The organism is Pseudomonas sp. AP19 (assembly GCF_001728855.1).
Taxonomy (GTDB): domain Bacteria; phylum Pseudomonadota; class Gammaproteobacteria; order Pseudomonadales; family Pseudomonadaceae; genus Aquipseudomonas; species Aquipseudomonas fluorescens.
Genome location: NZ_LXJP01000005.1, coordinates 65,713 through 78,889 on the forward strand (window position 1 = coordinate 65,713; position 13,177 = coordinate 78,889).

Below are 13,177 nucleotides of genomic sequence, written 5' to 3' on the forward strand. Positions count from 1 at the left end.
TTACACCTATGTCACTGACCAAACGCTGCTTACCAATACTGCTGTGGGTCTGCGCGGCCCTGCCCGCCACCAGCCATGCGCTGGCGTGCCGTGAGGACGGCACCGGCTCGATCATCACCCAGGAAGCGTTGGGCACCGCGCTGGCCGTCGCCGCCGACGCCCCCAACGGCAGCATTATCTGGGAGTCGGGCCCACGCTCGACCAATGTGATCTGCAAGGACGACTACAACGTCGGCCGCGAAGAGGTGTATTTCTACGTCAACCCGGCCGGCGTGAGCATCGGCACGGGCATTCGCGTGGGTATCCGCTACAACAACCAGCCGATTACCCAAAGCACTGGCAAGGTCGGCACCGGGTTCTTTTCCGACCGGGGCTGCACCTCCAACTGCATCGGTTGGGACAAGGCGCGCTTTACCCTCAACTTCAGTGTCTTCATCGAGAAGTACGACCCCACGCCACCGAGTGGCCAAGCCAGTACATTGACCTCGTACCGCGTCTTCCAACTGGACGGCGTGCGCGGGCTCAACTCAAGGCCCAACAGCAACTTCAACTACGTGGTCACCGGCATGAACGGCATCCGCTTCGTGCCTTGCACCCCCGAACTGACCATCACCCCTAACGTGGTGAAATTCCCCACACCGTCGCGCAAGGCTTCAATCGGTGAAGTCGCCAGCAGCGCGAACTTCAGTCTGAACCTGCGCAAGGGCTGCGACACGCCCTACACCGTGAGCGCCCGCTTCGCCAGCACCTCGGGAGGCGGCAGCGTGATCAACGGGTTGCTGGTGCCGGACAACAACAATTCGGTGGGCATCTCGTTGTCCCGCGCCGAAAGCGACCAGCCATTGCCGTTCAACGATTGGTTCACCCTGCAGCAACTGATGGGCCTGGGCCAGAGCCACGATGAATTCCGCGCCGACCTGAAATGGCGCACCCTGCCAAAACCCGGCGCGTTCGACGCCGCCGTGGTGGTGGATATGTACTACAAGTAGATGATTTTTAAGGATCGTCTTATGCCAGGCGCAACGGCCCGCGCTTAAAGTCTGCCGATGCGATTGAAAAGTTATCTGCTCCAGATCAACCCCGTCCTCTCCCGACCCGAAGCAGCCAGAAGGCTGCTTCGTATTTTTGCGACCGTGCTGCTCGTCGGCATCCTGAGCGGGGTCTATACCTTTCTGCTCTCGACCTTCAATAACGACATTTCCCAGCGCCGCGGCTACATGAGCAGCGCCATCGCCGAAGCCCATACCTTTTTCACCAACCGCCAGGCCTTGCTCGAAAGCCTGAGCCTGTCGGCGGTGCGCAAGCAGTCGCGGCTTTACCCGTCCTCGCCGGAAGAACAACACCTGGAGCTGGGTAATTCACCCGGCAACCAATGGAGCATCTGGCTGACCGCACGCATGCGTGACTACCTCAAGGCCAAGCAACTGAACCTGCTCTATGTGAGCCCCGACCCCAGCCCGCAGGTGACGCGGCTGTACGACGCGACTGCACAGGTATTGCCGATTTCCAAGTGCATGCTCAACCGCCTCAAGGCCCTGCAACACAGCGACCCGGCCACGCTCAACGAGCTATGGCTGAGCGACAACACCGAACACCACTCGCACCTGTACATCTTCATTCGCCTGGACGACCGTGATGCCAATTCCGGCTGGCTCGGCCTGGAAATGGAGAGCCGTGAGGTGTCCTTGACCCTCAGCGACCAGAGCGCCGGGGCGTTCATGATGCTCAACTCCCAAGGCATGCTGGTCTTCACCAACAGCCCTGATACGAAACTGAGCCGGCAACACCTGAAACCCGACGAAGAGAGCTTCTTCGGTTTTGTCGGCAGCGGCCTCTTGCCCGACCACCTGGTGATCCGCAAGCACTTGAAGTCTTCGGAGTGGCAACTGATGTACTCCATCGACCTGCGCGCAGTGGTCACCGGCTTATGGAAACAGCTGCTCGGTTCGCTGCTGTTCTGCCTGTTCAGCCTGATGCTGATCTGGTTGGTGATGCGCCGGGTCGACCAGCGTTTCATTATTCCCTCGATCCATCGCATCCAGGCACTGATCGAAAGCGAAGCATTCGGCCGTGATGTGATCCAGACCGCGCCCGTCGCGCTCTGTGTGCTGCGCCGCACCGACGGCCAGGTGGTGCTGGAAAACACCCTGGCCCAGCAGTGGTTGGGCAACGGCCCGGAGCGCGAAGCATTGCGCGCCGGCTGGATCGAGCAAGCCTTTGCCAACGGCCCGTCCGAACGCAGTGACTACTTTGAAACCATCGACGGCCGCCACCTGTACCTGAGCAGCGCACCGACCCGCTATAAAGGCGAGGACGTGCTGTTTTGCGCGTTCAGCGACATCAGCGCGCGCAAGCAGGTCGAGGCGGCGCTTGAAGAAGCGCGGCATTCGGCAGATGCCGCCAACGCCGCAAAGACGTTGTTCCTGGCAACCATGAGCCATGAAATCCGCACGCCGCTGTATGGCGTGTTGGGCACCCTGGAACTGCTGGCGCGCACCCAACTCGACAGCCAACAGAAAGACTACCTGCACGCCATTGAGGGCTCGTCGTCGACCCTGCTGCAATTGATCTGCGATGTGCTGGATGTGTCGAAGATCGAGGCCGGGCAACTGGCCCTGGAGTTGAGCGAATTCTCACCGCTGGACCTGGTCCACGAAATTATCCAGGGCTATGCCGCAGCCGCCCAAGGCAAGGGCCTGCAACTGTATGCCTGCTTCGACCCGAAGTTGCCGGAACGGCTGATCGGCGACGTGACACGTATCCGCCAGATTCTCAACAACCTGCTCAACAACGCGGTGAAATTCACCGACTACGGGCGCGTGGTGCTGCGGGTCAAAGTGCTGGGCCGCGATGGCGAACGCTCCAGCCTGCTGTGGCAGGTTTCGGACACCGGCAAAGGCATCGCCCAGGAAGACCAGGCGATGATTTTCGAACCGTTTTACCAGAGTGAAGGCAACACCAACGTGGTCGCCGGCACCGGCCTGGGCCTGCCGATCTGCCAGCGCCTGACGGAATTGATGAACGGCAATATCCGTATGGTCAGCGAACTCGGCCTGGGCAGCAGCTTCAGCCTGATCCTGCCACTGGAGGAAGCGCCCACCACGCCGATGCCCGCGTTGCTGGCCGAGACCATCTACGTGGCCTCGCCGATCCCAGAGTTGGCGAACTCCGTCAGCGGCTGGTTGCGCCGCTGGGGCGCGCGGGCCCAGACCGGTCTGCCGACGCTGCCGGACAACCATCTGCTGCTGCAAGTGCATCCCGGCAGCGTCGACCCGTTGCTGGTGCCGGAGTGGCCGGGACCGGTGATACACGTGAGCAGCAACGCCTCTATCGCCGTGGAAGCCGAAGCCGGCGCCTGGCACGTCAACCTCAACCATCTGGGTGCGATTCACCAGGCCGTGAGCCAGGCACAAGGGCTGTGGGTGGCGCGTGCCGATGAACAAACGCGCCAGCGCGACCTGAACAAACTCAACCTGCACCTGCTGGTGGCCGAAGACAACATCATCAACCAGTTGATATTGCGTGACCAACTCGAAGAACTCGGCTGCACCGTGGAGCTGGCGGCCGATGGTCAGGAAGCGTTGCAGCTGTACACCGCCGGCAACTTCGACGTGGTGTTGACCGATGTGAACATGCCCCACATCAACGGCTATGAACTGGCGCGCGAACTGCGCCGCCTGGGCTCACCGTTGCCGATTATCGGGGCCACCGCCAACGCCATGCGCGGCGAGGCCGACCTGTGCCTGGCCGCCGGCATGAACCACTGTCTGGTCAAACCCTTTGCGTTGCGGGCTCTATTCAACTCCCTGGCGCCTTATGCACGGAACACTCATGAAGCCCCTTAGTATTTTGATTGTTGAGGACCATCCCCTGCAGCACATCTACCTGCAGCACTTGCTCAGTGAGTTGGGGGATTTCATGCTCGAGACCGCCGAGGACGGCAAAGAAGCGCTGGAGCGACTGCGCCAGCGCGACTTCGATCTGGTTCTGACCGACCTGCTGATGCCCGGCATGGACGGCGTGCAGTTTATTCAGTGCCTGGCCAGCCTGCGCTGCAAACCGGCACTGGCGATCATGAGTGCGGCGTCGCGGCGCATGTTGATGGCGGCCAGCCTGGTGGCGAAAAACCTCGACGTGGAAGTGATCGGGCTGATCTCCAAACCGGTTGCCGCCGATGCCTTGCGCAGCCTGGTGGAACAGCTCAGGAACAAGGTGCGCAAGCCCTCCCCCGAATTACCCGAACACATGGACATCGACCGTCACACGCTGGTTCAGGCCATGAGCAGCGGCCAGTTCCAGGCTTGGTTCCAACCGAAAAAATCCTTGGCCAACGGCCGTATTGTCGCTGCCGAAGCCCTGGTGCGCTGGATGCACCCGGAGCAAGGCGTGATGCTGCCTGCCGCATTCCTGCCGGCGATCAAGGCATTTGAACTGGAGGAACGGCTGTTGTGGCTGGTGCTTAAACAAGCCATCCACGCTCAAGAGCATTGGCGCCAGCGCGGCTATGAAATTCCGGTCTCCATCAACCTGCCCACTCACCTGCTCAACAGTCATGACCTGGCTGACCGTTTATTGGAGTTCGTGCTGCACCACGATGGCATCCCGGGGATGATCTGTTTCGAATTGATGGAGTGCTCGGTGCCGCAGGACATCAGTAATTTCTATGCCGGTGCCTGCCGTCTGCGCATCAAGGGCTTCGGCCTGTCCCAGGATGATTTCGGCAAAGGCTACAGCTCGTACCTGAACCTGGTGTCGACGCCGTTTACCGAACTCAAGATCGACCAGGCGCTGGTCCAGGGCAGTCACGACAACGAAGGCATTGCCCAGGCGTTGGCGAGCATCATCGCGCTGGGCCGCAAACTCGGGCTCACCGTGGTCGCCGAAGGCGTCGAGACCCCTCAGCAATTAGCCCTGCTGCGCAAAATCGACTGCAATCAAGTACAGGGTTTCCTGATTTCCCATGCGGTCTCTTCGGACCAATTTCAGCAATTACTGAACAATGATGGCCCCGCGACATCTCACTAGCTGGTGGCCATGGATTATCTGTTCCATAGTAAGGAGTAAGCTCCATCCAGTGCCGATTTATCCTGCGCCTGCGGAAACCTCTGATGAAGCACAACAACGCGATCCTCGAAGCCTTTACCCGCAGCTCGTTGCGCCTGAACAAAGGCCTGATGGTGCTGATCGGGATCGCGTTGCTGTTGGTCCTCACCAATTACTGGTCACTGCAACGGGGGATCGAAACCCGCTACGGCGCAACGCTTTTTCACTTCGCGCGGCTGATGGAAAACCTGCAGGAGCAAGAGTCGTACCTCAGGAGCCTGACGCATCCAGGCATCCAGGCCGAACTGCTGCGTGCCACCAACGTTCAGGTCAGCCTGAAAAGCCGCATGGTCGACAACCGCCGTACGCTCTATGAAGGCCAGAAGTATTCGTTTTCAGTGCCATTCAGCGCCAAGTTCGATGAGCAGCAAGTCAGCGCCGCCGCCAGGCCGCAGATTTTTGCCCTGGGCGCGCACCTGACCAGCTACTACAGCGCCTTCTGGTCCTCGTCACCGTACGAGGCGCCGCAAACCTTTTTGCTCAACCGCCAGGCGAACTACACCATCACCGTTCCCTCCGTGGGCTACCAGCGTCGGGAAAGCACCGAGGAAACCGGCAACCTGGTGGCGGTGGTCAACGCCGTGCAAAACACCCTGGAGCAAACGCCGCAACCGCTGGAGCAGGATCGCGTGTATTGGCAGGCCGGTCCCGAGTCCGAACACTTGTTGGCGTACATCGGCCTGCCTCTGGATGGCCAGGGCCAGGTGGTGATCGGCACCTTGCTCGACCTGGCCCTGGCTGACGATGTGCAGCGCGCCCTCGACCACTCGGCGTTTGATCGCTTCACCCTGATTGCCCCCGACGGCACGCGGTTGATCGGGCCAGAAACCGAAGCGCCACTCAGCGATGGCATGCACATCACCGCCAATGGCTTCGAACTCAAGATAACCCAAGCGGGTCAGCAACCGTGGAGCGCGGTGTATGGCCTGAACTACTCGCACTTCTTCCACTCCGCGTTGTGGCCGCTGAGTACCCTGGCCCTGCTCTTCGGCAGCCTGATTGCCCTGGGCTGGGCCGGCAGCCGCTGGTACCGGCGCCAGGTCATCACCCCAGCGCGCCTGGCCCACGAACACATAGCCGAAAGTGTCGCGTTCAGCCGCGTGATCATCGACACCGCGCCCACCGGCCTGTGCGTGGTGCGGCGCAGTGACGGCAAAGTGCTGATCGAAAACCAGCGCGCGCAACAGTGGCCGGGCAGCGCACGCCTGGTGGCGGCCATGGCCGGTACCCACGACAGCGCCGAGAGTGGCGAGACGCACCTGGAAATCGAAGGCCGGCACCTGCAAATCGGCTTTGTGTCGACCCGCTATCAGGCCGAGAACGTGCGCCTGTATGCGTTCAACGACATCACCCTGCATATCGAAGACGCCCAGGCGTTGGAAGAAGCGCGCCACGCCGCCGATGCGGCCAACAAGGCCAAGACGCTGTTCCTGGCGACCATGAGCCATGAAATCCGCACACCGCTGTATGGCGTGCTTGGCACCCTGGAATTGCTCGGCCTCACGGACCTGGACGCGCACCAGAAAACCTACCTGCACACCATCCAGCGTTCGTCGGGCACGCTGTTTCAGCTGATCAGCGATGTGCTGGACGTGTCGAAAATCGAGTCCGGGCAAATGGCGATAGAAGCCGTGGATTTCTGCCCGCTGGACCTGCTCGAAGACACTCTCCACACTTACACGGCCTCCGCCCAGCGCAAGGGTTTGCAACTGTACAGTTGCATCGACGCGCAGTTGCCGGACTGCGTGATGGGTGACCCGATGCGCATCCGCCAGATCCTCAATAACCTGGTGAGCAACGCCATCAAGTTCACCGATGTCGGACGCGTGGTGATCCGCGTCAGGGTCATGGCGCTGGATGCCGACAACGTTGAGCTGGAATGGCAAGTCACCGACTCCGGCGTCGGCATTCCCGAGGCGCAGCAAGCCAAGCTGTTCGATCTTTTTTACCAGGCGCCGGACACCGCGAGCGAAGGCGGCGCCGGGCTGGGCCTGCCGATTTGCCGCTGGTTGGCGCAGATGATGGACGGAGAAATCCGCGTGGTCAGCGAGCCCGGCCTGGGCAGCAGCTTTACCCTGAAAATGCGCCTGCCACGGTGTTGCGGCACGCTGACCAACCTGCCGCAGATCGAACCCAGCGCGACGCCGGTGTATGTACAGGCACCGGTGCGCGAATTGGCGCAGTCGATGAGTGACTGGCTCAACCGCCTGGGCATTGCGGCCGCCCTGGCGGCGACCAGCCCCGAAAAGGACAGCCGCCAGGCGGTGCTGGTGGACCTGTTGCCCAACGAGTCCGCCAAACCCTTGGCCGGTCAACGTGTGCTCTGCCTGCCGGGTGCACACAGCCCGCCGCTGCATACGGCGCAAGGCTGGGTGGTGGATATGCACGACATACGCAGCATCGCCGCCACCGTCTCACTGGCGCAGCACGGCAAGCATGAGCAACCTGCGGCAGCGCGACCACAAAGCGCCGGGCAGTTGGGGCTGCGCATCCTGGTGGCCGAGGACAACCCGGTCAACCAGGCGATCATCAAGGAACAGCTGGAAGCGCTCGGTTGCTCGGTGAGCCTGGCCGCCAACGGCGAACAGGCGCTGCAACTGTGGCAACCGCAGGCCTTCGACCTGGTGCTGACCGACGTGAATATGCCGCTGATGAACGGCTATGAACTGGCCAGGACCTTGCGCGAGCATGACCCGCAATTGCCGATTATCGGCGTGACCGCCAATGCGATGCGCGAGGAAGGCGTGCGTTGCCTGGCAGTGGGCATGAACGCCTGGATCGTCAAACCCTTGAGCCTGCAAACCCTGCGCGGCCAGTTGGTCAAGCTGTGCAAGGTCAAGCCGCCGCTCGCGCCTGTCACGGCGGTATTCGACGACAGCGTGCAGCTGTCGGACAAGATGCGCCCGCTGTTCATCAGTAGCGTGCAGCATGACTTGCAGCGCATCGGCGTGGCGCTGGCGCAGCGTGATGCCCACGGCCTCGGCCAGTTGCTGCATTCGACCGCCGGTGCCCTCGGCGCAGTGCAGGCGCTGAGCCTGGCCCAGGCCTGCATCGAATTGGAAAGCGCGCTTAACCGCGGCAGCCTCGACACCCCGCTTGAGCTCAAGGTGAAGACTGTGATGCAGCGTCTGTCGGCCGTTCTGGAGTCTCTCCAGCCCGGGCACACTTCACTTACTTGAACTGGCACTACGGACGGCCCTTTATGAAAAAATTCAACGTGGTAATCGCGGACGATCACCCGATCGTGTTGCTTGGCGTTCGCGAACTGGTGGAGCGCGACACGCGCTTTCAAGTGGTCGGCGAAGCCGTGTGCTCGGCCGGCCTGATCGAGCTGTTGCAGCGCCAGGGCGCCGACATTGTGATCACCGATTACAACATGCCGGGCGACTCGCCGTACGGCGATGGCCTGAAGCTGGTGGAATACCTCAAACGGCATTTCCCACAGGTACAGATCCTGATTCTGACGATGATTTCCAACCACCTGATACTCACGCGCCTGCAGGAGCTGGGCGTGGTCGGCATCATTCAGAAAAGCCAGTTGCACACCGAGATTCAATTGGCGCTCAAGGCGATTGCACAGCAGAGCGCCTATCGCAGCCTGGAACCGCCCAAGACGTCAGTGATCGAGACCCTGACGGCGATCGACGAGCGCTTCACCAGCTTGTCGCCCAAAGAGTTCGAGATCCTGCGCTTATTTATTTCCGGCATGAGCGTGAGTGATATTGCGCGCAGCCAGAACCGAAGTTCCAAAACCATCAGCGCGCAAAAAATATCGGCCATGCGCAAACTTGAAGTGAGCAGCGACCAGGACCTTCTTGCGTATTGCCTGGCGCGTAACATTTTCAACTAACCACTTACTTGCAAGCCATTCCTGGATAATGGCTTCGCCCTTTATTTGCTGGCTTCCCGCCCCTTCAAAAGCGTAACTAACCTGCCCGCCTCCACGCTTATAAGAATCGTCTTATTCGCGCCCGCCGCCTCGCCGCTTACTCTTTCCTCGCAGTTCAACAACAGCATTTTCCAACTAACACTAACGGACATCACCATGAAGAAGTTTTCCCTGGCTGTTATCGCCTCGGCCATTATCGCCGCTTCCGGCAGCGCTTTTGCCGCTGATCCTGCACCGACGCCAACCCTGGGCGGCAGCGGTAAAATCACCTTCACCGGCGTGATCAACAACGACGCGTGCTCGGTTGACGGCGCGAACTCCGACCGTACCATTTCGGTGGACATGGGCAACGTGTCGATCAAAGACATGGGCACCGCGGAAAACCCAACTGCCGGTCGCGTCACCGCCAAAGACTTCAACCTGAACGTCAACTGCAACCAGGGCACCAAAGTCGCGATGATCTTCGACGCCAACAACGGCGGTTCGGGCCTGGTCACCGGCAAAAAAGTACTGGCCCTGAACCCAGGTTCGGCGACTGCACAAAACGTCGGTATCGCCCTGCTCGACAGCAAAGGCGGCCTGATCGACCTCAGCTCGCCAAGCACCGCGCGCATTGAAAGCACCATGCACGGCGCCGGCACTGCAGGCGGCGACGCCACCCTGAGCTTCGCAGCCGCCTACGTCACTACCGCTGCAACCAACGCCTCCACGGCCGGTCGCGGTGACGCAACCCTGCCGTTCATCCTGCAATACGAATAACTCGGCGCCCCGCGCACCGAACGTGCGAGGCCCTGCGGCCTCGCCATTTTTCTTGACTACACCGGATAACCCTCATGCTGCCTCGTTCTATCGCCGCATGCCTGGGGCTGCTGGGCATGCTTATGGCTACCCAGGCCGCCGCCAGCATTTCACTGAATGCCACCCGTATCGTATTCGATGGCGACCACAAGGAAGCCAACATCACCGTGCGCAACGGTAACCAGGATGTGTTGATTCAATCCTGGGTCGACATGAACGACGCCAGCGGCAGCCGTGCGCCGTTTGCCGTCACCCCGCCACTGGCGCGGGTATTCGCCAAGGAACAACAACTGCTGCGCATTCTGTACGAAGGCAAAGGCATGCCCACGGACCGTGAGTCGGTGGTGTGGCTCAACGTGCAGGAAATCCCCAAGGCCAGCGAAACCGAGAACACCTTGCAGTTGGCGATCCGCCAACGCATCAAGATTTTTTACCGCCCTGCCGGCCTCACCGGCAGCGCGCTGCAAGCACCTGCACAGCTTGAATGGACGCTGGCCAAACACGGCAGCCAGACGCTGTTGCAGGTGAAAAACCCGACGCTGTACCACGTGTCCATGGCGGACATCAAAGTGCAGGCGCAACTGGCCAGCGACTCCACCATGATTGCGCCCGGCGAGGAAAAACAGTTCCCGCTCAGTGCGCCAATCGCCAGCGGCGCAGTGCAGTTGTCGTTTTCCAGCATCAATGACTATGGCGCGCAGAACCACTACACCGCCGCTGTGTCAGGCGTTGCCTCGCACGCTACTGAAGCGCGCCTCAAACCCTAAGCCTTTTCTCTAACCCACAGGCTCACTTCGCGTGCGTGTTTGCGTGCCCGGCTGTTCGCCAATCAGGGATGTCACAGGTCTTCGCATGTCTTTTCTTTCCAGCAACAGGCCCGCACGGGGCGCACTGAAGTTGAAGACGCTGTCGCTCGCGATCGCCGCCAGTTTGCCCGTGTGGGCCATGGCCGATGAGGCTGCGGAAACCTTCAACACCACCTTCCTGCAAGGCTCGCAGTCGCCGGTCGACTTGCAGCAATTGCTCTCGGCCAACAGCGTACTGCCGGGTAATTACCGGGTTGATCTGTACAGCAACGAAGTACTGGTGGGCCGGCGCGATATCGACTTCAAGCGCAACCCGAAAAACGCTCGCGTCGAGGCCTGCCTCACCCTCGACCTGCTCAAGCAGTTGGGTATCGACATGACCCGTTTGCAGGCCGAAGGCAAACTCGACCCGCAGCAGCCACAAGCCTGCTACGCCCTCGCCGAGTTGATTGAAGACGCCAGCGTGCGCTACGACAGCAGCCGCCTGCGCCTGCTCGCCAGCATTCCGCAAGTGGCCATGCAGCGCGGCCTGCGCGGTTATGTAGACCCGCAGTTGTGGGACGACGGCGTTCCCGCCGCCTTCATCAACTACCAGCTCAACAGCAGCCGCACGGCCGGTGACTATAAAACCCGCATCGCCAATAACCTCGGCTTGCGCAACGGCATCAACCTGGGTGCCTGGCGCTTGCGCAACGAATCGAACATGAGCAACGGCACCGGGCGTTCGAACACCTTCACCAGCAACCGCACCTACGTGCAGCATGACGTGACCGCGATCAAGGGCCAGTTCAGCGCCGGTGAGATCTTCTCCGACACCGACTTGTTCGACAGCGTGCGTTATCGCGGCCTGAAACTCGCCTCCGATGACGGCATGCGGGCCGACAGCGAACGCGGCTATGCACCGGTGATCCGTGGTGTGGCGCAGACCAACGCGACCGTAGAGATTCGCCAGAACGACTACATCCTCTACACCGCCAACGTTGCGCCCGGCCCGTTCGAGATCAACGACATTTACCCCAGCGGCTCCAACGGCGACTTGCAAATCACCGTGATCGAAGCCGACGGCAGCCGGCGTGTGACGATGCAGGCATTTTCCAGCTTGCCGATCATGGTGCGTGAAGGCCAGATCAAATACAGCGTCTCGGCGGGTACCTTCAAAAGCAACGCCGATGGCCTGGCGAGCCCGACGTTCATCAGCAGCACCCTGGCGTACGGCTTGACCAGCAACCTCAGCGGTATCGTCGGCCTGCAAGCCAGTGACGACTACAGCGCGCTGTCGATCGGCGCCGGCAAGAACACCGCGTTCGGCGCTTTTTCCCTGGATACCACCCACTCGTCCAGCAAAGCCCGCGGGCAAACCACCCAGGGCAGCAGCGTGCGTGCGTTGTACGCCAAGACCTTTGCCGGCACCGACACCAACTTCACCCTGGCCGCCTACCGCTACTCCACCGAGGGTTACCGCACGCTCACCGACCATGTGGAAGACATGAGCGAAGACGTGCGCGTGCGGACCGGGCATTCGAAAACCCGGACCGACCTGACCATCAACCAGAGCCTGGGACGCAACAATGCGCTCGGCAGCCTGTATGTGAATGCCAGCGACCAGCGTTACTGGAACCGCGGCGGGTCGCAGAGTTTATCCGCCGGCTACACCGGCAACTGGGGCGACATGAGCTACAACGTTGGCGTGACGCGCACCAAGCAAATCGTCACCTTGGGCGAGCCCAGCAGCGACACGCAGGTGAACTTGTCCGTCTCGTTCCCGCTGGGCAGCCAGGCCCGCGCCCCCCGAGCGTTTGTCACCACCAGCCATCAGCATGGCGACACCACGACGCAGGCGGGTCTCAACGGCTACGTCGCCGATACCAGCGACACGTTCTATTCGGTGCAGGCGGGCCACAGCGACACCAGCGGTGACTCCGGTTCGGTGAATATCAACAGCCGCACCTCGGTGGCGGATGTCAGCGTCGGCTACAGCCAGGGCCAGGGCTACAACGCGCAGAACCTCAACCTTGCGGGTTCCGTGGTGGCCCATGCGGGCGGCATCAACCTGGGACAAACCGTCAGTGAGACCTTCGCACTGGCCGAGGTGCCGGGCATCGCCGGGGCGAAGATCAGCAGCTACAGCGGCGTCGAAACCGGCTACAACGGCTATGCGGTAATCCCCACGGCCCAACCTTATCGGGTCAACTGGATCAGCCTGGACACCCGCGACCTGGGCGGCGATGTGGAAATCACCAATGCCACCCAGCAACTGGTACCGCGCCGTGGCGCCGTCGTGGTGGCGCGCTACAGTGGCAGTACCGGACGCCGGGTGTTGTTTGAGTTGTACGATGCACAGCATAAACCGCTGTCGTTCGGGGCTTCGCTGGAGGACGCCAATGGCAAGCAACTGGCGATTGCGGATCCGAACGGGAATGCGCTGGCATTGGTGGAACAGGATCAGGGCACGTTGATCATCAAGTGGGGCGAGCAGCAATGCAACGCAACCTATGCGTTACCGCAGCAGAACAAAGCGTTGAACTATGAGCGTCAGGCACTGGTGTGTACGCCTTGAGGGCGCGGACATCTGCACCCTCCA

General features: G+C 61.2%; 8 protein-coding genes. All 8 read left to right on the forward strand.

Annotated elements, in window-relative coordinates; genetic code table 11:
• Positions 1-8 precede the first annotated feature (8 nt).
• The gene (locus tag A7D21_RS06390) at positions 9-989 is read left to right on the forward strand and encodes a fimbrial protein (RefSeq protein ID WP_053257029.1); all 981 of its coding nucleotides are present in this window, start codon (positions 9-11) and stop codon (positions 987-989) included.
• A gap of 57 nt (positions 990-1,046) precedes the next feature.
• A complete protein-coding gene (locus tag A7D21_RS06395) occupies positions 1,047-3,845 on the forward strand; it encodes an ATP-binding protein (RefSeq protein WP_069551289.1) in 2,799 nt (932 codons plus the stop codon).
• Positions 3,832-5,025: an EAL domain-containing protein gene (locus A7D21_RS06400; protein WP_053257031.1), complete on the forward strand. Its 1,194-nt coding sequence runs from the start codon at positions 3,832-3,834 to the stop codon at positions 5,023-5,025. The genes A7D21_RS06395 and A7D21_RS06400 overlap by 14 nt, the downstream gene beginning before the upstream one ends.
• An 83-nt stretch (positions 5,026-5,108) precedes the next feature.
• Complete coding sequence (locus A7D21_RS06405) at positions 5,109-8,282, forward strand: hybrid sensor histidine kinase/response regulator (RefSeq protein WP_069551290.1); 3,174 nt, start codon at positions 5,109-5,111, stop codon at positions 8,280-8,282.
• Positions 8,283-8,305: 23 nt separating this feature from the next.
• Positions 8,306-8,953 (forward strand): response regulator, encoded by a 648-nt coding sequence (locus A7D21_RS06410; RefSeq protein WP_053257033.1) that lies wholly within the window; start codon positions 8,306-8,308, stop codon positions 8,951-8,953.
• A gap of 195 nt (positions 8,954-9,148) precedes the next feature.
• Positions 9,149-9,751 carry a fimbrial protein gene (locus tag A7D21_RS06415; RefSeq protein WP_053257034.1) on the forward strand — a complete coding sequence of 201 codons (603 nt, stop codon included), beginning with the start codon at positions 9,149-9,151 and terminating at the stop codon, positions 9,749-9,751.
• Between the two features lie 74 nt (positions 9,752-9,825).
• Positions 9,826-10,557 carry a molecular chaperone gene (locus tag A7D21_RS06420; protein WP_053257035.1) on the forward strand — a complete coding sequence of 244 codons (732 nt, stop codon included), beginning with the start codon at positions 9,826-9,828 and terminating at the stop codon, positions 10,555-10,557.
• A gap of 85 nt (positions 10,558-10,642) precedes the next feature.
• Positions 10,643-13,153 carry a fimbria/pilus outer membrane usher protein gene (locus A7D21_RS06425; protein ID WP_069551291.1) on the forward strand — a complete coding sequence of 837 codons (2,511 nt, stop codon included), beginning with the start codon at positions 10,643-10,645 and terminating at the stop codon, positions 13,151-13,153.
• Positions 13,154-13,177: the final 24 nt, after the last annotated feature.